Genomic DNA, 20,732 nt, shown 5'->3' on the forward strand with positions numbered 1-20,732 from the left:
CATGTTTTTCACCAGCAAACCTCTCTCGCCCCAGGGCCGCCACGTGCTGATCACCGGCGCCTCCAGCGGCCTCGGCCGGGAAACCGCGCTGCACCTGGCCGAACAGGGTTTCCAGGTGATCGCCGGGGTGCGCCGCCAGGAGGATGGCGAGCGCCTGGCGAACGCCTGCCCGTCCGGCCGGATCAGCACGCTGCTGATCGATGTCACCGACGAGGAATCCATTGGCCGGGCCGCCGCGCAGGTGGCGGAGAAAGTCGGCGATACCGGGCTCTGGGGCCTGGTGAACAACGCCGGGATCTGCATTTCCGCGCCGCTGGAATGCGTCTCCAGCGACCTGCTGCGGCGCCAGCTGGAAGTCAACCTGATCGGCCAGCTCGCGGTGACCCGGGCAATCCTGCCGCTGCTGCGCCGTGGCGGCGCGGCGCGCCTGGTGAACGTCACCTCGGGCCTCGGCTCGGTCGCCATTCCCTACCTGGGCGCCTACTCCGCCGCGCAGTTCGCCAAGGAGGGAGTGAGCGACGCCCTGCGCCGCGAGCTGGCGCCCATGGGCATCCAGGTCTCGGTGGTCAGCCCCGGGGCGATCTGGACGCCGATCTGGGGCAAGATCGCCAGCGAGGGCGAGCGCGCCCTGGCCGACGCCCCCGACGCCGTCGCCGACCTCTATCGCGATACCTACCTGCGCTTCCTCCAGGCCAACGAGGACGGCGCGCGCAACAGCGCGACCAAGCCCGCCGACGTCGCCGCCGCGGTGCATGCCGCGCTCACCGCGGCCAAGCCGCGGACCCGCTACCGGGTCGGCGCCGACGTGCGCCGCGGCACCCTGCTGGCGCGGCTGCTGCCCGATAGCGTGATCGACGGGATGTTCCGCCCCATCGTCACCGCCGCCCCGGCGGCGAAGGAGGAGCAACGTGCCTGATCGCAAACTGAGACTGGGCGAGGAACTGATCTCGCCACTGCACGCGCTCTACGACGGCCTGCAGGTGGACGGCGCGCCGCGTCCCGCGCATCGCGCCGCCGAGCATCCGGTGTGGGTGGTGACGCGCTACCGCGACGCGCGCAAGGTCCTCAACCATCCGGGCGTCCGCCGCGACGCCCGACAGGCCGCCGAACTCTACGCGAAGCGTACCGGCAGCCCGCGCGCGGGGATCGGCGAGGGACTCAGCCACCACATGCTCAACCTCGACCCGCCGGACCATACCCGCCTGCGCTCGCTGGTCGGCCGCGCGTTCACCCCGCGCCAGGTGGAGCGCCTGCAACCGCATATAGAACGGATCACCGAGGAATTGCTGGACGCCATGGCCGGCCGCGAACAGGCCGACCTGATGGCCGACTTCGCGATCCCGCTGACCATCGCGGTGATCTTCGAGCTGCTGGGCATTCCCGAGGCCGAGCGCGAACACGCCCGCCAGTCCTGGGAGCGCCAGGCGGAACTGCTGTCGCCGGAGGAGGCCCAGGCCCTGGCCGATGCGCAGGTCGACTACCTGCGCGTGCTGCTCGAGGCCAAGCGCCGGCAGCCGGCCGACGACGTCTACAGCGGGCTGGTGCAGGCCGCCGACGAGAGCGGCCAGCTGAGCGAGGCGGAACTCGTCTCCATGGCCCACCTGCTGATGATGAGCGGCTTCGAGACCACCATGAACATGATCGGCAACGCGCTGGTCACCCTGCTGGTCAACCCGGAGCAACTGGCGTTGCTGCGGGCGCAGCCGGAACTCCTGCCCAACGCCATGGAAGAACTGGTCCGCCACGACAGCCCGGTGCGCGCCTCGATGTTGCGCTTCACCGTGGAAGACGTAGAACTGGACGGGGTCACCATTCCCGCCGGCGAATACATCCTGGTCTCCAACCTGACCGCCAACCACGACGCCGAGCGCTTCGACGATCCCGACCGCCTCGACCTTACCCGCAACACCGATGGCCATCTCGGCTACGGCTTCGGCGTGCACTACTGCGTCGGCGCCTCGCTGGCCCGGCTGGAGGGGCGGATCGCCATCCAGCGCCTGCTCGCGCGCTTCCCCGACCTCCAGTTGGCGGTGCCCCACGCGGAGCTGCAGTGGCTGCCGATCACCTTCCTCCGCGCCCTGATCAGCGTGCCGGTGCGCACCGGATGCAGCGCCCCGGCGAACACCGCCTCCCACGCCAACCCGATCGAGAGGATCGCCCAATGAATGCCAAGGAAATTCTCGTCCACAGCCTGCGCCTCCTGGAAAACGGCGATGCCCGTGGCTGGTGCGACCTGTTCCATCCGGAAGGCGTACTCGAATTCCCCTACGCCCCGCCGGGCTGGAAGACCCGCTTCGAGGGCCGCGAAACCATCTGGGCGCACATGCGCCTGTTTCCCGAGCACCTGACCGTGCGCTTCACCGACGTGCAGTTCTACGAGACCGCCAACCCCGACCTGGCCATCGGCGAATTCCATGGCGACGGCGTGGCCACCGTTTCCGGCGGCAAGCTGGCGCAGGACTACATCTCGGTGCTGCGCACCCGCGACGGACAGATCCTGCTCTACCGCGACTTCTGGAATCCGCTGCGGCACCTCGAGGCCCTGGGCGGGGTCGAGGCCGCCGCCAAGATCGTCCAGGGAGCCTGAGCCATGCCGCGCGCCGCCGTGGTCTGCGGCCTGGGCAGCTACCTGCCCGAGGCCGTGCTCAGCAACGACATGCTCGCCGCCGAGCTGGACACTTCCGACGCCTGGATCAGCAGCCGCACCGGCGTGCGCCAACGGCATATCGCCGGCGACCTCGGCAGCGGCGACCTGGCCCTGCGGGCGGCCTCCGCCGCGCTCGCCTCGGCGGGGCTGGAGCGAGTCGATGCGGTGGTGCTGGCAACCAGCACCGGCGACTTCTGCTGCCCGGCCACCGCGCCCAGGGTCGCAGCGCGCCTGGGGTTGGTCGGCGCGCTCGCGTTCGACCTGTCCGCCGCCTGCACCGGCTTCGTCTACGGCCTGGCCAGCGTCGGCTCGCTGATCAGCGCCGGGCTGGCGGACAGCGCGCTGCTGGTCGGGGTGGACACTTTCAGCCATACCCTCGACCCCGCCGATCGCTCGACCCGCGCACTGTTCGGCGACGGCGCCGGAGCGGTGGTGCTGCGTGCCGGCGATGCCGAGGAAGAAGGCGCGCTGCTGGCCTTCGACCTCGGCAGCGACGGCCACCAGTTCGACCTGCTGATGACCCCCGCCGTGAGTCGCACCGAACGCAGTTCCGGACAGGCCTCCAACTACTTCCGGATGGACGGCAAGGCAGTGTTCGGCCAGGCGGTGACGCAGATGAGCGACTCGGTGCAGCGGGTACTCGACCGGGTCGGCTGGCAAGCTTCGGACCTCCATCACCTGGTCCCGCACCAGGCCAACACACGCATCCTCGCGGCGGTCGCCGACCAGCTCGACCTTCCCGTCGAGCGAGTGGTGAGCAACATCGCCGAGGTGGGCAACACCGTCGCCGCCTCGATTCCCCTGGCCCTGGCCCACGGCCTGCGCCAAGGCATCCTGCGCGACGGCGGCAACATGGTCCTCACCGGTTTCGGTGCCGGACTGACCTGGGGTTCGGTCGCCCTGCGCTGGCCGAAGATCGTTCCGACAATGGACTGAAGAGGGAAGAACAATGCCCAACGACATGGAAGACCATCTCCTCACCGTGCTCAGCGTCGCCAGCGGCGTGCCGAAGGAGGAAATCAGCCGGGACAGCAGGATGGAAGACCTGGCTTTCGATTCGCTGGTGGTCAGCGAGCTGTCGCTGAAGCTGCGCAAGGAGTTCGGCGTCACCGGGGTCGACGACGAACTCGACCTGCTGGAAACGGTGGACGAACTGTTCCAGCTGGTCGAGAAGCACCGCGCCGCCTGAGGCCAGCGAACGCCGGCGTTCCGTCGCTTCTCTGCCAGGCGAAGGCGGTGCCGGGACACGGGAACGCGCATCGCCTTCGATCAACCAACACCAGAGCGAGATTCGCTGGAGGAAGAGGTGAGTCAGAACATGGATCTCACGATCGGGACGCATCGGGAGTCGGCTTTCTACGAGCTGGAGTTCGGACCGAGGACGATAATGACCCTGGCCAACTTTCCGGACGACGTGCTGCCGTTGTTGCAAATGGAAAGCCTGATGACCTTCGAGGCGATGGCCTACCTGCGCTGCGACGCACTGGTCGAGCTAGGCTGCTACGACGGCCGGGCGCTGGAAATCGCGCGCCTGCTCAATGCCCGCTATCTCGGCGTCGACCTCGACCAGCGGGCGATCGAGACGCTGCGCACGCGGATCGAGCGCGAGGGCATGAGCGATCGCGCGGACACGGTGGTCGACGACATCCTCAACCACACCAGGCGCGGTGCCTCGGTCGGCTCGCGCGCGCTGTACCTGCTGCCGTTCAACCTGCTGGGCAACTTCCGCGAGCCGAAACGGCTGCTCGACTCCCTCGCCGAGCGCAGCGTGGCGGCGGTGGTTTCGGTATTCGGCGACAGCGCCGAGGCCACCCGCGTCCGCCAGAGCTACTACCGCCGTTGCGGGGTGCAGGGCCTGGAGCTGCACGCGCGGGACGACGGCACCGTGTTCACCGGCAGCGACGGCTTCTACTCGCGCTCGTATTCGCGCGCCTGCCTCCACGCCCTGCTCGCCGAGTGCGGGCTGACCGTGGTGCGCAGCGCTTCGAACCTGTTCGCCCACTGCGTGACGGTGCTGCCCGAAGGCGCCGACCAGGGCTTCGGTTCGTCGGCGGCATGAGTCGCCGTCGTGCATTCATCGCGCGGCCACGGCACGGGCAGCTCGCCGTGGCTCGCTTCATCGTCGTCTGAACCGCTCGGGAGCTGGAAACATGCCTTTGATTGTCTACGTGCTCGGTGCCGCGATCTTCGCCCTGACCACCAGCGAATACATGGTCGCCGGGCTGATGCCGGCGCTGGCCGCCGAATTCGGCGTGTCCTTCGCCGCGATCGGCTACCTGGTCACCTTCTACGCCGGTGCGATGGCCGTCGGCGGCCCGCTGTTGACCACCGCCCTGCTCCGGGTGCCGCGCAAGAACGCCCTGCTCGGCCTGATCGCGCTGTTCGTGGTCGGCCAGGTCATCGGCGCCCTGGCGCCGGGCTATGCGGTGATGGTCGCGGCGCGACTGGTCACCGCGGTCGCCGCCGCGGCCTTCTTCGGCGTGGCGCTGACCGCCTGCGCCGAACTGGTCGAAGGCAACCAGTTCGGCCGCGCGTCGTCGCTGGTGCTCGGTGGCCTGATGGTCGGCACCGTGCTCGGCCTGCCCGTCGCCACCTGGCTGGGCGAATGGTACGGCTGGCGCGCGAGCTTCTTCGCGGTGGCGCTGGTGGCGGTGCTGGTCGGCCTGCTGGTGTTGCAGCTGATGCCGGCGATCCCGGGGTCGGCGGGCAGCGGCTCGCTGCGCGAGGAACTGAAGGTGTTCAGGAACGCCCATCTATGGTGGGTCTACGCCACCAGCCTGCTGCTGATCGGCGCCACCTTCGCCGGCTTCACCTATTTCGTGCCGATCCTCACCGAGGTCAGCGGCTTCTCCGCCTCGACCGTACCGCTGCTGCTGGTGGTCTACGGCCTGGCGACGCTGGTGGGCAACAACATCGTCGGCCGCCTGGCCGACCGCCATACCATCGCGGTCCTGGCTTTCGGCCTGCTGGCGGCCATCGCCGCGATGGTGGCCTTCGCCCTGTTCGGACAGGTTCCGGCGGTGGCGGTGGCGGCGCTGGTGGTGATCGGCCTGACCGGGGTGTCGATGAACCCGGCGCTGGTGACTCGCGGCGCACGGGTCGGCCATAACAACATGCTGGTCAACTCGGTGCACACCGCCTGCATCATGCTCGGCGTGATGGCCGGTTCCTGGATCGGCGGCCTGGGCATCGCCGGCGGATTCGGCCTGCAGGGCGCGCTCTGGGTCGGCGCGGCCCTCGGGGTGCTGGCGCTGCTGACCCTGCTGCCGGAGCTGCGCTTCGCCCGCGCCCCGGTGGGCGGGGCGCTGGGCCGCTGAGCGAGATCCCTCAGGCGCTGCGCGCCAGCCAGCGGCAGTAGCCGGCGACGCCCTCTTCCAGGCTCTGGAAATCGTCGCGGTAGCCCGCCTCGCGCAGCAGCTCCAGGTCGGCACAGGTATGGCTCTGGTAGCGCGCCCGCAGCGACTCGGGGAACTCGCGGTAGCCGAGCAGGCCGCTTTCCACCGCCTGTTGCAGCGACAGGGGCGGCTGGTCGGCGTTGGCGCGGACGCTATTGATCACCGCCAGAGCGACCTCGTTGAAGGTCCGCGCCTGGCCGCTGCCGAGGTTGAAGATTCCCGAACGCTGCGGATGATCGAAGAAATGCAGGTTGACCCGCGCCACGTCCTCCACCGCGACGAAGTCGCGCAGGTGGCCGCCGGGCGGGAAGCCACCGTGTTCGCCGAACAGTTCGACCCGCCCGTCGCGGCGCAATTGCTGGTAGCAGTGGTAGGCCACCGAGGCCATCCGCCCCTTGTGTTCCTCGCGCGGCCCGTAGACGTTGAAGTAACGCAGGCCGACCACCTGGCTGCGCGCCTGCGGCAGCGCCCGCCGCACACGCTGGTCGAAGAGGAACTTGGAATAGCCGTAGACGTTCAGCGGCCGCTCGTACTGGCGCGCCTCGCGGAAGGTCCGGCCGGCGCCGTAGACCGCCGCCGACGAGGCGTAGAGGAACGGCACGCCGAGTTCCAGGCTGCTTTCCAGCAGGCGGCAACTGTAGCGGTAGTTGTTCTCCATCATGTAGCGGCCATTGCTTTCCAGGGTGCTGGCGCAGGCGCCCTGGTGGAACAGCGCGCGGACCGTGCCGAAGTCGCCGCGGGCGTAGCGCTCGAGGAAGTCGTTCTGGTCCAGGTAGTCGGCGATATCGGCGTCCGCCAGGTTGCGGAACTGCTCGCCGTCGGTGAGATCGTCCACCGCGATGATGTCGGTCTCGCCGCGCCGGTTCAGCGCCTGCAGCAGATTGCTGCCGATGAAGCCGGCGGCGCCGGTGACGATGATGCTCATGGGCACTCCCTTCGACAGGATGAATGCCCCCAGGCTATGCCTATGCGCCGCGCCGCCCGTTGACCTGCAACAAGCCATGGGCGGACGGCAGCGGTTCAGCGGGAAGGACGATCGTTGTGACCGAGGTCGCGTTGCGGGTCGATGCGGTCGCGAACCCGCTGTTTGAGCGCCTTGGCCTCGGGGAAGCCGCCGTCGGCCTTGCGTTCCCAGACCTGCACGCCGTCGCAGGTGATACGGAAGACGCCACCGGTTCCGGGCTCCAGGCAGACTTTTCCGAGATCGTCGGCGAAGGTGCTGAGCAGTTCCTGGGCCAGCCAGGCGGCACGCAGTAGCCACTGGCACTGGGTGCAATAGGTGATGACGATTTCGGGCTTGGCGGTGGGCATGTCGGCGGCTCAGGGGAAACGGTCGCGCCTATAATAGCCGCCTTTTCACCCGGCTCCGGATCGTTCTCATGCGCCGCCTGCTGCTCGTACTGCTGCTCCTGCTTCCCCTGTCCGCCCTCGCCGCGGAGGCCCGGCCGAAGATCGGCCTGGTCCTCTCCGGAGGTGCCGCCCGTGGCCTGGCCCATATCGGCGTGCTCAAGGCCCTCGACGAACAGGGCATCCAGATCGACGCCATCGCCGGCACCAGCATGGGCGCGGTGGTCGGCGGCCTGTACGCCTCCGGCTACACCCCCGCCGAACTGGAGCGCATCGCCCTGGAGATGGACTGGCAGCAGGCACTGTCCGACGCACCGCCGCGCAAGGACGTGCCGTTCCGGCGCAAGCAGGACGACCGCGACTTCCTGGTCAAGCAGAAGATCAGCTTCCGCGACGACGGCACCCTCGGCCTGCCGCTGGGGGTGATCCAGGGCCAGAACCTGGCGATGGTGCTGGAAAGCCTGCTGGTGCACACCAGCGACAACCGCGACTTCGACAAGCTGGCGATCCCCTTCCGCGCCGTCTCCACCGATATCGCAACCGGCGAGAAAGTGGTGTTCCGCAAGGGCCACCTGCCCCAGGCGATCCGCGCCAGCATGTCGATCCCCGCCGTGTTCGCCCCGGTGGAGATCGACGGCAGGCTGCTGGTGGATGGCGGCATGGTCGACAACATCCCGGTGGACGTGGCGCGCGACATGGGCGTGGACGTGGTGATCGTGGTCGACATCGGCAACCCGCTGCGCGACCGCAAGGACCTGAGCACCGTGCTCGACGTGATGAACCAGTCGATCACCCTGATGACCCGGAAGAACTCCGAAGCCCAGCTGGCCACGCTCAAGCCCGGCGACGTGCTGATCCAGCCGCCGCTGTCCGGCTACGGCACCACCGACTTCGGCCGCGTGCCGCAACTGATCGACGCCGGCTACCGCGCCACCACGGTGCTCGCCGCGCGCCTCGCCGAGTTGCGCAAGCCGAAGGACCTCAACAGCGAAGCGCTCGACGTGGCGCGCACGCCGAACCAGCGCAAGCCGGTGATCGACGCGATCCGCGTGGAGAACAACTCGAAGGTCAGCGACGAGGTGATCCGCCACTACATCCGCCAGCCGCTCGGCACGCGCCTCGACCTCGGCCGCCTGCAGGACGACATGAGCACCCTCTACGGCCTCGACTACTTCGACCAGGTGCAGTACCGGGTGGTCAAGGAGAAGAAGCTCAACACCCTGGTGATCCACGCCACCGGCAAGAAAGGCGGCACCGACTTCCTTCGCCTGGGCCTCAACCTGTCCGACGACATGCGCGGCGAAAGCACCTTCAACCTCGGCGGCAGCTACCGCATGAACGGCCTCAACCGGCTCGGCGCCGAGTGGCTGACCCGGGTCCAGCTCGGCGACCGCCAGGAACTCTACAGCGAGTTCTACCAGCCGCTCGACGTCGGCTCACGCTACTTCGTCGCGCCCTTCCTGTTCCACGAGGCACAGAACGTCGACGTCACCGAGAACAACGACCCGCTGCTGCGCTATCGCCTGGAGCGCTACGGCTACGGCCTCAACGTCGGCCGGCAGATCGCCAACAACGGCGAAATCCGCCTGGGCGCGGTGCAGGCCTACGGCAAGGCCGACGTACGCATCGGCGACCCGAGCCTGCCGGACATCGACTTCACCGAGGGCTACTACGAACTGAAGTACTCGTTCGACACCGTCGACGACGTCAATTTCCCCCACGAGGGCGAGGAGATCGGCCTGACCATGCGCCGCTACGACAAGTCCCTCGGCTCGGACGACAGCTACCGGCAGTGGGACCTGCGGCTGAACAAGGCGCTCAGCTTCGGCGCCGACACCTGGGTGTTCGGCGGCGGCTACGGGCGCACCCTGGACGACGCCGAGGTGGTCACCTCCAGCTTCACCCTCGGCGGCGCCCGCGAGCTGTCGGGCTTCCGCCGCGATGCGCTGTCCGGGCAGAACTACAGCCTGGGGCGGATCGTCTATTACCGGCGCCTCACCGAACGTTCCTTCCTGCCGCTGGACTTCCCGCTGTACCTGGGCGGCAGCATCGAGCGCGGACGCATCTGGAACAACGACAACGAATACGACAGCGGCTACATCAACGCCGCCAGCCTGATGATCGGCTTCGATACGCCGCTGGGGCCGCTGACCTTCAGCTACGGGATCAACGACGAGAACTTCAAGGCGTTCTACCTGAACCTCGGGCAGAACTTCTGAGCGAAGTTCAGGCGATCAGCGCCAGCAACTCGCGCGCCTCGGCCTTCTGCCACGGGTCGCCGTGCGCCACCACCAGGCGCAGGATGCGGCTGGCCTGGTCGAGATCGCCGCTGTCGATGCAGGCGCGGGCCCGGTCCAGGCTGGCCGAGGCCTCCTCCGGCGGCACCGTGGCCGGCTCCGGCTGGTCGAGTTCGAGGTGTTCGTACTCGGCGACATCCGGCAGTTCATGGAGATTGCTCTCGAACGCCAGGGGCTCCTCCTCCGCCGGTTCCGCCTTGCCGGCAGCGGCGCGGCGCGGCAGGTCGGGGTTGTCCAGGGGATTCTCCAGGGCGCCCCAGTCGAGATCGAGATCGAGGTTGAGGTCGCCGAAGCCGTCGGCGCCCGAGGTCGCATCCGGCTGCTGCGCGGCGGGCGGCTCGGCCAGCGGCAGGTCGCTCCAGTCGTCGTCCTTGGTTGCCGCCGGCGTCTCGGTCGCCGGCATCTGTAGCAGCGCCGGGTAGCGTCCGCGCAACTCGTCGATGGCCTCCGGGTTGCCGCCACTGGCCAGGGTTTCCTCGGCCAGCGCGTCGAAGCCGGCCGCATCGCCCAGCTCAGCCAGCACCAGCAACAGCTTCATCCGCGCGCTCAGGCGCTGCGGCTGCTCGGCGAGTACCTGACGCAGCAGGTCGCGGGCCTGTCCGTAGCGACCGTAGGCGATATAGATGTCGGCGCCGTCCAGCTTGTCCGCCGCAGCCATGGCGGCGCGCGGAGCGGCGGCCGGAGCAGGCGGAGGAGACGGCGGCGGGCTGGAGGGAACGGCGACCGGCGGCCTGGCCTGTTCCTCGACCTTTGCCGGCGCCGGTGCGGCCGCCGGGGGGCGCGGCGCACGGCGCAGCGGCAGGTTCAGGGCAACCCGGCGCTTCGGTTCGACCGCTGGGACAGGAGTCTCTTCGCGGCGGCGACGCAACAGCAATACGCCGAGCAGGGCGAGGACCAGCAGCAGGACGATCATCCAGCGCCAGTGCTGCGAGTCCGTCGGCGTTTCAACCGGTTGCGCAACCGAAGGCGCGGCCGCGGCGGGCGGCGGCGCCGCGGGCCGCACCGCCTGGCGCCGGGCCAGTTGCTGTTGCAGTTCGGCGACCTGGCGATCGCGCTGCTGCAGTTGTTCCTGCAAGGCCTGCAACTGGCGTTGCAGATCGTCCATCCGCTGGCTCAGTTCCTCCCGTTGCCGGGCCAGCGCCTCGGCCTCGGCATCCGCCTGGCGCTGCGCCTCGACGAGAGCCGCCGGAGCGTTTTCCACCACGGCGGCATCGGCTGGCGGCAGGACTTCCACGGCCGCCTCCTTCACGGCGCCGGGCGCGCCTCGCTCCGGCTGGTAGCCGGCCGGCAGGCGCAGGCGCGCGCCGGCCTTGAGCCGGTGCCGGTCGGCATTGACGAAGGCCTGCGGATTGAGCTGGTACAGGGCCTCCATGAGTTGCGCGCGATCGGCGTTGCCGGCACCACGCAGGCGTCCGCTGATGGCCCAGAGGTTGTCGCTGGGGCGAGTCAGGTAGTCGTCGCCCGGCTCCAGCAGTGCCGGGTCTACGACGACCGCGGCACTACGCGGCGCAGGCACCGGCGTCGAGGATTGCCGCTGCGGCTCGATCCCGCTGCGCGCGGCCGGAAGCATGCGCGGCGTATAACCGAGCGGATCGAGCAGTACGGTGAATTCGCGGACGATGCGGCCGTTGGGGCGGGCCACCTCCACCAGGAAATTCAGGTAGGGCTCCTGCACCGGTCGGCTCGAGGACACATGGATGCGATTGCCACCGCGCCCCTGGAGCACCGGACTGAAACGCAGCTCGTTGAGGAACTGCAAGCGTTCCACCCCGGCCGCGGCGAAGACGTCGGCGCCCGCCAGGCGGACCTCGATCTCGTCCGCGCCGAGATCGCCGACGTCGAACAGTTCGATATCCGCATCCAGCGGCTGGTTGAGCGCCGAATGCAGGGTGATGTCCCCCACTCCCAGGGCGCTCGCCTGGCCGGCCAACAGGCACGACCAAGCACACAGCATGACACGCAAGGCTTTACCGGGCATTCCGTTCTTTTCTCCGCACTTCGAGCACGCAGCCGGCCAGCGGTCGACTGCTACATCTATTTCACGTTAGCCCGAATTTCGCCCCGTACAGGGCTGAACGCACCACATGGCGCGAGACATGGCTTTTTGCCATCACTGAATAGAGGAATGCCGTGGAAACGGTCAAGATTTTTCGTCAGAAAACCGACGAAAACCTCTGTAGAGGGCTTTCGAACGAAAGCCCTGGAGGTGATGCCATAAAAATGGCGATTCTAGCGGAATTTTGTGACGCAGTGCTCAGCGCTTTTCCAGGTTCGCCAGGATTCGCAAGAGCACCTGCTGGCATAGCGCCTGCTCGGACTCGTCGATGCCGGTCAGTACGTCGTTGCGAACGCTGGCGGCGATGGCCTCGATATCGGCGATCAGCACATCGGCCTTGGGCGTCAGCACGATGTGCTTGGCCCGCCGGTCCTCCGCCACCGCCAGGCGTCGTACCAGGCCCTGGGACTCGAGGCCGTCGAGCAGTCGCGCCAGGGTCGGGCCTTCGACCCCGACCGATTGGGCCAACTCGCGCTGGGTGGGCGAATCGCGATGGCGCGCCAGATGCAACAACACCAACCAGCGCGCCTGGGACAGGCCGAGGTGACTGAGGCGGCGGTCGAGTTCAGCGCGCCAAGCACGGGAAGTCTGGGCTAGCAAGGTGCCGAAATAGTGCTTGTCTGTCTGAGCCATAGGAAAAAGGAGGTCCGATATTTCATTTGACTAATTATTAGTCGGCTAATAATGCCCGTCCAATTTCCCCCCGTACAATGACAAATTGTCGCACGATATGCCCAGGCCAGGCCCTGTCTACCACTTGGCGTACTGGTCCTCGACGAAGCCCCAGAGCCGCTCGATCCTCACCTCGGCACGACCTCGCGGACGCAGCACACCGCTGAAACAACCGAAGATCTGCTTGAAGTTGCTCGCCAGCAGACCGAGGTTCAGCCGCTCCTGGTGCATGCCGTGGGCCTCGAAGCGCAGCTCTACCTGGCCATCGTATGAACGGATGGTCCAGGGCCGCAGCGGCTGGTCGCGGTCGAAGTCGAAGCGCACGCTGTCGACCTTCAGCAGTTCGCCGTCCAGCCAGTAGCAGTTCTCGGTGAAGCTGGTCTCGTTGACCCCGCACGACAGGTTCAGGCCGACCCGCAAGCCGTCCGCCTCGCCGGACAGGCAAGCCCAGTTCCAGAAGGTTTCCGGGCGCATGTAGCCCGCCGACCAGTCGTGATGGGCGAAGGCGTCCAGCGCCTGCAGGTCGTGGTCGCCGAGGGCGCTGCGCACGTCGCCGCGACAGCGCACGCCGGCCACCTTCTGCGCATAGACCCAGCCGTTCACCGCGGTCGGCGTACACAGGCACATAGGCTGGAAGCTCGGCGCCTCCTCGCTGAAGCAGGCGTCGATGCGGGTGCCATCGTCGAGTTCCACCAGCAGGCGTTTCTCCCGGGGAGCCGTACGGTTCTCCAGGCGTAGCAGGTTGCGCCCATGGCGCAGTTCGCAGACGCCGTCGTCCGGGGTCTGGGAAAACCGGGTTCCGAACCCCAGCGGCAGCTTGAAGCGCCGCTCCAGCATGCGTCCGCTGGAAGGCTGGTAGAGGTAGACGAAGCCGACGCCAAGCAAGCTCAGCTGGGCCAGGGCGCAGCCGCCGATCAGCTCCGGGCTGATCAGGCCGAAGTACTGGAACTGATGGAAGCGTCGCCATTTGCCCAGGGCCCCCACGCGCCGGCCCATCGGCGAACGGAAGTCGAAATCGCGGTAATTGATGTGCTGCGGGGCACTCGGGAAGATGCCGTAGTGCGGTTGGCCGTTGGCCTGGATCAAGCGCTGCATGGGGTCCGTCCGGAAGTCGTCTCGCGGCGGGGCCGGCAGCTCTGCGAAGAGCGGCCGTGCCTGCCATTTTTTCCTGTCGAACCTAGCATTCGCCGCTTCGTCCCGCAGTCACCGGCGGCGCCAGCCACAGGGACAAAATCGGCCATGGACTCAGGCCACCACCTGGTTGCGGCCGAACGCCTTGGCTTCGTAAAGCGCGCGATCGGCATGCTCGTAGAGATCGTAGAGACGCTTCAGGTCGTTGCCCGGAGTCGGCCACAGGCAGGACACGCCGACCGACAGGGTCACTTCGCGCGCCGTGTCCGACGCCTCGTGCTCCATGCGCAGCGCCTGCACCTGCGCGCGCAGCGCTTCCGCGCGCAGCCTCGCCTCATGCTCGTTGGCGCCGTACAGCAACAGGGCGAACTCCTCGCCGCCCAGGCGCACCGCCATGTCCAGCGGACGCCTGGCATTCGCCTCGAACACCGCGCCGATGCGCTGCAGGACCGCATCGCCGGCCTGGTGGCCGTAGCGGTCGTTATAGGCCTTGAAATGGTCGACGTCGCAAAGCAGCAGCGCCAGGGTCTTCTGTTCGCGCTGGGCCTGGCGCCAGAGGCGGTCCAGGTGCTGGTTGAAGCTGCGCCGGTTGTGCAGGCCGGTCAGGCTGTCGTGGTCGGCCATCACCCGCAGCAGACGGCTGATGAGGAAATGCTCGCGCGACTTGAACTCCAGCAGATAGCAGCCGACCGCGCCGATCAGGTTACCGAACAGCAGGAACAGCAGGTTGTTGCCCAGCGGCTCCTGGGTACCCGCCCACCACTCGAAACCCAGGTAGGCGAGCAGCACCACCAACGCACAGCTCAATGCCTGCGACAACCGCAGGCCGGCGAGGAAATAGGCGGCGAAACTGACCAGCAGCAGGCCTTCGTAGGGATAGCCGGGATCCGCCCGGTGCGCCAGGCCGACCACCGCCGCCGCACCGACGCCAAGGGCGAGGACGCAGGCGATGCTCAGCGGCACCATCAGCTGGATGTGCCGGCGCAGCATGATCAGGCAGCCGCAGACCAGTAGCAGGACCAGCACGCCAAGGCGCACCGCCAGTACGCCCCACAGCGGGGGACCAGCGAGGATCAGCAGGTCGATGCCGATGAACGCCAGCCAGACGAGCATGCCGACGCTGAGGGCGATGCGTTTCAGCGCGAAGCTGTCCTCCAGCATGTAGCGCCGGTAGTCACGCTCCAGTTCGGGAAGGAAACGCAGACCGCGGAAACCGCGGTTCAATTGGTCGGCATAGAGGTTGGAACGGGAGTCGTCCAACCGGTCCTTCTGTGTCACGCACACCTCTTCTCTTGGAGGGCTTGGCGTCACAGTAGACGCTTGCGAAGGACGTCACAAGATTGGCGTCAGAAAATACCGGCAAATGGCCATATCACGACTCCAGTTCCACCTGCAGGGCGGCGCGCACGCAGTGCAGCACGCCACTCGGCACCCGCTTGCCGAAACGCTCCTCCAGCGCCGCCACCGGCGGCAGTTCGCCGTCTTCCTCGAGGAAGGCGTCCTGGATTTCGCCGAGGAGTTCCTCGGGCAGATCCAGCGCCTGCTCCAGGCTCACCTGCTGACCGGCGATGGCCTCGGCGAGCATCGCGTAGACGTTCTTCTCGCTGCAATTGAGCTGGCGGGCTATCTGCGCCGGGGTCATCCCCGCACAGGCCAGGCTGGCCAATTCGTGGCGCAGGTCCTGCGGCGGCGCGGCGGGCGCCGCCGGCGAGTCGGTGAGGACATCGAGGAAGGCCTGGCCGTAGCGCTCCAGCTTGCGCGCGCCGACCCCGCTGACCTGGGCCATGTCGGATAGCGAGCGCGGCTGGCTGCGGAGCATTTCCAGCAGGGTCGCGTCGGGGAAGATCACATAGGGCGGCACCGAATGCTCTTCGGCCAGCTTGCGCCGCAGCGCGCGCAGGGCCTCCCACATTTCCCGCTCTTCGCTGCGCACCAATTGGCTGGCGGCGCTGGCGCCGCCGCTGGAGGAGCCCTTGGCGCGCTGTGGCTTGAGGTCGCGGCGCAGCTCCAGCCGCACCTCGCCACGCAACAGCGGACGACAGGCCTCGGTCAGGCGCAGGCCGCCGAAGCCGTCCAGGTCGACGTCGGCCAGGCCGCGCGCGACCAACTGGCGAAACAGGGTCCGCCACTCGTCTTCGCCGCGCCCCTTGCCGATCCCGAACACCGCCAGGTGCTGGTGGCCGAGACTGCGGATCTTCTCGGTCTCGCGGCCGAGCAGGATATCCACCAGATGGCCGACGCCGTAGCGCTGGCCGCTGCGGTAGATCGCCGACAGCGCCTGGCGCGCGGATTCGGTGGCATCCCAGGTTTCCACGCCGTCCACGCAGTTGTCGCAATGCCCGCAGGGCTGCGGCATCTCCTCGTCGAAATAGGCCAACAGCGCCTGGCGCCGGCAGCGGGTTTCCTCGCAGAGCGCCAGCATGGCTTCCAGCTTGTGCCGCTCGACGCGCTTGTGCCGCTCGTCGCCCTCGGAACTCTGCATCATCTGCCGCAGCAGCAGGACGTCCTGCAGACCGTAGGCCATCCAGGCGTCGGCCGGCAGGCCATCGCGGCCGGCGCGGCCGGTTTCCTGGTAATAGGCCTCGAGGCTCTTGGGCAGGTCGAGGTGGGCGACGAAACGCACGTTGGGCTTGTCGATGCCCATGCCGAAGGCGATGGTCGCCACCATGATCAAGCCTTCCTCGTTGAGGAAGCGCTTCTGGTGGTGGGCACGCAGTTCGTTGGACAGTCCGGCGTGATACGGCAGTGCGGGGAAGCCCTGGTTGCCGAGGAATTCCGCGACCTCCTCGACCTTCTTCCGCGACAGGCAGTAGACGATGCCGGCATCGCCGCGCCGCTCGGAGAGGAAGCCGAGCAACTGCTTGCGCGGCTGCTCCTTGGGCACGATGCGGTAGAAGATGTTCGGCCGGTCGAAGCTGGAGAGGAACTGCTCGGCGTTCTGCAGGTGCAGGCGCTGGATCATCTCCTCGCGGGTACGCATGTCCGCGGTGGCGGTCAGGGCGATCCGCGGCACCTGCGGGAACAGCTCGGCAAGCTGGCCGAGCTGCAGGTATTCGGGACGGAAGTCATGGCCCCATTGCGACACGCAGTGCGCTTCGTCGATGGCGAACAGGCCGACCGGCAGTCGTTGCAGGAAGGCCAGCATGCGCGGCTGGACCAGCCGTTCCGGTGCCAGGTAGAGCAGCTTGATCTCGCCACGCTGCAGGCGCTCGGCGATATCCCGCTGCTGTTCGGGGTTGAGGGTGGAGTTCAGCGCCACCGCCGGCACGCCGAGTTCGTCCAGGGTGGCGACCTGGTCCTCCATCAGCGCGATCAGCGGCGACACCACCACCGTCAGGCCTTCGCGCAGCAGCGCCGGGACCTGGAAACACAGGGACTTGCCACCGCCGGTGGGCATCAGTACCAGCGCATCGCCACCCTCGGCCACCCGCTCGATGATCCGTGCCTGGTTGCCACGGAAGGCGTCGTAACCGAAAACGTCTTTGAGGATGCGTAGGGCTTGCTCGCGCATGAAGGACTCCAAATCGAGCGGCGCATTATACGCCAGGGAGGCTCGATCGGGCCGGTACCTTGTCGCCGGAAAGGACGAAAACCTCAGCGATAGCGCTGACGTTCCTGTTTGAAAAGGATGCGGACGATGGCGAATTCGCGCTCCATCTGTTCGATCAGCGCCGGCGCCCGTTGCAGCTCGCCGCGCCTGGCGCTTTCTTCCAGCTCCTTGCAGTAGCCGGCGAGGAGTACCGCGCCCATGTTGCTGCTGCCTCCCTTGAAGCTGTGCGCGGTATGCCGCAAAGCCTGGGCATCGCCGGCCTGGAGGGCGGCATGCAGGCTGCGCAGGCGCTCCTCGGAGTCGAGCACGAAGGTATCCAGCAGGACCGGATATTCGTCCTCCATGACCTCCTGCAACGAAGCCAGAACACGATCATCGAGATGCGGCGCGGACATTCGATCGCTCCCTGAAGTCGACTTCCGATGCCCTACCCATTAGGAGCACCGCGACGAAAGCGCGATTATGCCTGAGGCGACCAGAAAAACTCCACGGACACCACCTTTCCGTCGGCCGACCACTGGCAACGATCGGACAATTCGCGGATCAGGCGCAAACCCCTGCCGCAGAGGCGTTCCTGGCGCTCCACGGCATTCAGCGCGCGCTCCACGTCGAAACCTTCGCCGCTGTCCTCGACCCGCACCAGCAGACGCCCCCCCGCGCCATGCGGCGCCAGGTCCAGGTGCAGCCGCACGTAGCCGTCGCGCAAGGCCTGCAGGCGGCTGACCCGCTCCTGGTAATAGCGGGCGAATCCCGCCGCGTCGCTCTTCATCGTCGAGTCGAGGCCGATGACGCCATGTTCCAGGGCGTTCGAATAGAGTTCGGCGAGTACCGTATACAGCGCACCGCCGCGCGCGCGCAGGTCGTGGACCTCGAGCAGCAGTTGCAGCACATGGGGCAGCGGGTTGAAATGCTTGAGGGTTTCGGCGCGGAATTCGAAGCTCACCGACCAGTCCAGCGGACTGCTCACGCCGCTATCGGAAAACGCCAGCGGCGGGCATTGCAGGCCGCTATCCGGCTGCAGGCGCACTTCGAGCATGCTCACGTCGTCCTGCACCGAGCCGCGGAACTGCGCCAGGCTGCGCTGGATCTCGTCGAACAGCGCGGACGGCTGGCGATTGTGCTCGAACAGCCGGAGCAGCCGCGCCTCGCCGAACATCTCGCCAGCCTTGTTGCTGGCCTCGAGGACACCGTCGGAAAACAGGAATATCCGATCTTCGATATCCAGCGGATAGGTTTCGCAACGGTCGCTGAACGCCGCCGGCTCGAGGATTCCCAGCGGCAGGTGGCGGGACACCAGGGCGACCCGCTCGCCGCTGGCGGCGCGCAGCAGGTAGCCGTCCGGCAAGCCGCCGTTCCAGACCTCCACCAGTTCGCGCTGGAAGCTCAGGTTGAGCAAGGTGGCGCAGCAGAACACGCCGACCGGCAGGATGCGCTTCAGCTTGGCGTTCATCTCGCGAAGGATGTCGGCCATCGGATAGCCCTTGGCGGTCATCCCGTAGAACACTTCGGCCAGCGGCATCGCGCCGATCGCCGCCGGCAGACCGTGGCCGGTGAAGTCGCCGAGCAGCACGTGCATGCCGCCGGACGGCTTGTAGGCGGCCAGCAGCAGGTCGCCGTTGAACAGCGCGAGGGGCGATTGCAGGTAGCGCACGTTGCTGGCGTTCAGGCAGCCGGAATGGGCCACCTTGTCGAACACCGCCTTGGCCACCCGCTGTTCGTTGAGCAGGTGCTCGTTGTGCCGGACGATCAGGTCGCGCTGCTCCAGCACCGTTCGTTGCAGCAGGTGCAGGCGTCCCATGGCGTTGATCTTGGCTTCGAGGATCACCCGGTTGTACGGCTTGGAGAGGAAGTCGTCGCCGCCCGCCTCCAGGCTCTGCACCAGCGCCTCGGTTTCGCTGAGGGAGGTGAGGAAGATGATCGGCACCAACTCCTCGCCGGCCTGCTGCTTGATCCGCCGGGCCGCCTCGAAGCCATCCATCACCGGCATCATCACGTCCATCAGGACCAGTTGCGGCCGCTCGGTCTCGAACAGCGCCACCGCCTCCAGGCCGTTGCCGGCGGTCAGCACGCGATGCCCCTGGCGGCTGACGATGGTCGACAGCAGCAGGCGGTCGGCCGCGTTGTCCTCGGCGATGAGAATCGTCAGGCTCTCGATCCGCGCCGCCGGGGGATTCATCTCAGCTGATCTTGAACAACTGCTCGAAGTTGGAGATGGCGAGGATCTTGCGCACTTCCGGGCTGCAGTTCGCCAGGCTGATCTGCGCGTTCTCGCCGCCGGCGTGGTCGCGCAGCAGCAGGAGCATGCCGAGGGCCGAGCTGTCCAGGTAGGTGGCGTTGCGCAGGTCGACGACGTAGCGTCGCGGAGTGATCGCGACGCGCTCGTAGGCGTCGCGGAAATCCTGATGGGCCCCGAAGTCGAAGCGCCCCTGGATCTGGATGGTCAACTCTTGCCCATCGGCCGAGGGCAGCGCAGTGATGGCCATGGAAGTCTCCTGGTAGGCGTGGCGGATCGAGGGAACGCTTGAATCATGTAAGCAGTTCCCCGGCAAAGCGGCAACTTGCCAGATCACCTGACTATCAGAAATATCTGTCAATACAACTAGATCGCGCAGTCCTAAACTGCCCCGCTCCGAGCCAGCCGTCCTGTACCGAGCGGGCTGCGACGGCGCCGCCGCGCGTGGCGCTCGGAGCCTGGGCAGAGGGCGAAAGTCTCGTCCCACCTGCCCGTCCCAAGCGGACCCGCGCCAGGCTGCCAGGTCACCCCCGGCGCAACCTGGCGCGGGTCCGCTTCCTTGCGCTACTTGGCCCGGTAGATGATGCCCGGGCTGCACTGCACCATCTGGTAGTGGTCGGGCAGGTTGTTCAACGCCTCGGAGGCGCCGAGGAACAGGTAGCCGCCAGGCTTGAGCGTGCCATGGATGCGCAGCAGGATGTCGCGCTTCACCTCGGCGGAGAAATAGATCAGCACGTTGCGACAGAACACCATGTCGAACTTGCCGAGGCTGGCGTAGCTGTCCAGCAGGTTCAGGGCGCGGAACTCGACGCGGCTGCGGATCGCCGGCTTGACCGCCCAGCGCCCCGGTCCCTTGGCGTCGAAATAGCGTTGCAGACGCTCCGGGGACAGACCGCGGCCCATCGCCAGGGTGTCGTATTCACCGGCCTTGGCGGCGGTGAGCATCGACCCCGACAGGTCGGTGGCGACGATCTGCACGCCCGCCTTCAACTGCCCCAGGTTGGTCTTCTCGAACTCGTCGATGGCCATCGATAGCGAGTACGGCTCCTGGCCGGACGAACAGGCCGCCGACCAGATCCGCAGGCGCTGCCCGCCGTTGGCCTTGATCAGTTCGGGAAGAACCCGCTGCTTGAGCACCTCGAACGGGTAGGTATCGCGAAACCACAGGGTCTCGTTGGTGGTCATCGCGTCCACCACCATCTCGCGCAGGCCGCCGCGCTGGGTCTGGATGCGCTGCACCAGCTCTCCCAGGCTCTTGATGCCCTGCTGCTCCATCAGCTTGTTCAGCCGGCTCGAGACCAGGTACTGCTTGTTGCTGCCCAGCACAATGCCGCAGGTCTTCTCGAGGAAGACCCTGAACAACTCGAAATCCGCATTAGCTGCCGACACGCATAAGCCTCTTCG

19 protein-coding genes are annotated in these 20,732 nt (G+C 67.4%); 8 read left to right on the forward strand and 11 right to left on the reverse strand.

Annotated elements, in window-relative coordinates:
• The first annotated feature begins 1 nt into the window (after window position 1).
• The 7 genes from FOC67_RS17830 (at window position 2) to FOC67_RS17860 (ending at window position 5,964) form a co-directional block, all read left to right on the forward strand.
• Window positions 2-916, forward strand: a complete 915-nt coding sequence (locus tag FOC67_RS17830) for an SDR family NAD(P)-dependent oxidoreductase (RefSeq protein WP_003119645.1) — start codon at window positions 2-4, stop codon at window positions 914-916.
• Complete coding sequence (locus FOC67_RS17835) at window positions 909-2,165, forward strand: cytochrome P450 (protein WP_003091710.1); 1,257 nt, start codon at window positions 909-911, stop codon at window positions 2,163-2,165. The genes FOC67_RS17830 and FOC67_RS17835 overlap by 8 nt, the downstream gene beginning before the upstream one ends.
• Complete coding sequence (locus FOC67_RS17840; protein ID WP_009313693.1) at window positions 2,162-2,587, forward strand: nuclear transport factor 2 family protein; 426 nt, start codon at window positions 2,162-2,164, stop codon at window positions 2,585-2,587. The genes FOC67_RS17835 and FOC67_RS17840 overlap by 4 nt, the downstream gene beginning before the upstream one ends.
• 3 nt (window positions 2,588-2,590) lie before the next feature.
• Window positions 2,591-3,583 (forward strand): beta-ketoacyl-ACP synthase III, encoded by a 993-nt coding sequence (locus FOC67_RS17845; protein ID WP_009313692.1) that lies wholly within the window; start codon window positions 2,591-2,593, stop codon window positions 3,581-3,583.
• Window positions 3,584-3,596: 13 nt separating this feature from the next.
• A complete protein-coding gene (locus tag FOC67_RS17850; protein ID WP_003106204.1) occupies window positions 3,597-3,836 on the forward strand; it encodes an acyl carrier protein in 240 nt (79 codons plus the stop codon).
• A 117-nt stretch (window positions 3,837-3,953) separates the two neighbouring features.
• Window positions 3,954-4,706 carry a cyclopropane-fatty-acyl-phospholipid synthase family protein gene (locus FOC67_RS17855; protein WP_003130295.1) on the forward strand — a complete coding sequence of 251 codons (753 nt, stop codon included), beginning with the start codon at window positions 3,954-3,956 and terminating at the stop codon, window positions 4,704-4,706.
• Between the two features lie 91 nt (window positions 4,707-4,797).
• A complete protein-coding gene (locus FOC67_RS17860; RefSeq protein ID WP_003106206.1) occupies window positions 4,798-5,964 on the forward strand; it encodes an MFS transporter in 1,167 nt (388 codons plus the stop codon).
• A 10-nt stretch (window positions 5,965-5,974) separates the two neighbouring features.
• Here FOC67_RS17860 and rfaD read toward each other — a convergent pair whose 3' ends face one another.
• Window positions 5,975-6,967, reverse strand: a complete 993-nt coding sequence (gene rfaD / locus FOC67_RS17865) for an ADP-glyceromanno-heptose 6-epimerase (RefSeq protein ID WP_003106207.1) — start codon at window positions 6,965-6,967, stop codon at window positions 5,975-5,977.
• Window positions 6,968-7,062: 95 nt separating this feature from the next.
• Window positions 7,063-7,353, reverse strand: coding sequence for a SelT/SelW/SelH family protein (locus FOC67_RS17870; RefSeq protein ID WP_003091717.1), 291 nt, complete (start codon window positions 7,351-7,353; stop codon window positions 7,063-7,065).
• 68 nt (window positions 7,354-7,421) lie between these two features.
• Between FOC67_RS17870 and plpD the strand changes: the two genes are divergently transcribed.
• Entirely contained in the window at window positions 7,422-9,608 is a 2,187-nt protein-coding gene (gene plpD, locus FOC67_RS17875) for a patatin-like phospholipase PlpD (protein ID WP_009313689.1), read from the forward strand.
• Between the two features lie 7 nt (window positions 9,609-9,615).
• Here the strand turns inward: plpD and FOC67_RS17880 are convergent, their stop codons facing one another.
• From FOC67_RS17880 to cheR, 9 genes are all read right to left on the reverse strand, one after another.
• Window positions 9,616-11,664, reverse strand: coding sequence for a FimV/HubP family polar landmark protein (locus FOC67_RS17880; protein WP_009313688.1), 2,049 nt, complete (start codon window positions 11,662-11,664; stop codon window positions 9,616-9,618).
• 276 nt (window positions 11,665-11,940) lie between these two features.
• Window positions 11,941-12,375 carry a MarR family transcriptional regulator gene (locus FOC67_RS17885; protein ID WP_003091721.1) on the reverse strand — a complete coding sequence of 145 codons (435 nt, stop codon included), beginning with the start codon at window positions 12,373-12,375 and terminating at the stop codon, window positions 11,941-11,943.
• Window positions 12,376-12,492: 117 nt separating this feature from the next.
• Entirely contained in the window at window positions 12,493-13,509 is a 1,017-nt protein-coding gene (locus FOC67_RS17890; RefSeq protein WP_009313687.1) for a DUF2804 domain-containing protein, read from the reverse strand.
• A gap of 150 nt (window positions 13,510-13,659) precedes the next feature.
• On the reverse strand, window positions 13,660-14,829 hold the full coding sequence (locus FOC67_RS17895) for a diguanylate cyclase (protein ID WP_003119637.1): 1,170 nt from the start codon (window positions 14,827-14,829) through the stop codon (window positions 13,660-13,662).
• 88 nt (window positions 14,830-14,917) lie between these two features.
• The gene (gene recQ, locus FOC67_RS17900; protein WP_003091724.1) at window positions 14,918-17,056 is read right to left on the reverse strand and encodes a DNA helicase RecQ; all 2,139 of its coding nucleotides are present in this window, start codon (window positions 17,054-17,056) and stop codon (window positions 14,918-14,920) included.
• A gap of 83 nt (window positions 17,057-17,139) precedes the next feature.
• Entirely contained in the window at window positions 17,140-17,490 is a 351-nt protein-coding gene (gene htpB / locus FOC67_RS17905; protein ID WP_003109305.1) for a two-component system sensor histidine kinase HtpB, read from the reverse strand.
• A gap of 65 nt (window positions 17,491-17,555) precedes the next feature.
• On the reverse strand, window positions 17,556-19,271 hold the full coding sequence (gene hsbR / locus FOC67_RS17910) for a two-component system response regulator HsbR (RefSeq protein ID WP_003109304.1): 1,716 nt from the start codon (window positions 19,269-19,271) through the stop codon (window positions 17,556-17,558).
• A 1-nt stretch (window position 19,272) separates the two neighbouring features.
• Complete coding sequence (gene hsbA, locus FOC67_RS17915) at window positions 19,273-19,578, reverse strand: anti-anti sigma factor HsbA (RefSeq protein ID WP_003091727.1); 306 nt, start codon at window positions 19,576-19,578, stop codon at window positions 19,273-19,275.
• 314 nt (window positions 19,579-19,892) lie between these two features.
• The gene (cheR, locus tag FOC67_RS17920) at window positions 19,893-20,717 is read right to left on the reverse strand and encodes a protein-glutamate O-methyltransferase CheR (protein WP_003091728.1); all 825 of its coding nucleotides are present in this window, start codon (window positions 20,715-20,717) and stop codon (window positions 19,893-19,895) included.
• Between the last annotated feature and the right edge of the window lie 15 nt (window positions 20,718-20,732).

This window comes from Pseudomonas sp. FDAARGOS_761 (assembly GCF_013343155.1).
Classification (GTDB): domain Bacteria; phylum Pseudomonadota; class Gammaproteobacteria; order Pseudomonadales; family Pseudomonadaceae; genus Pseudomonas; species Pseudomonas aeruginosa.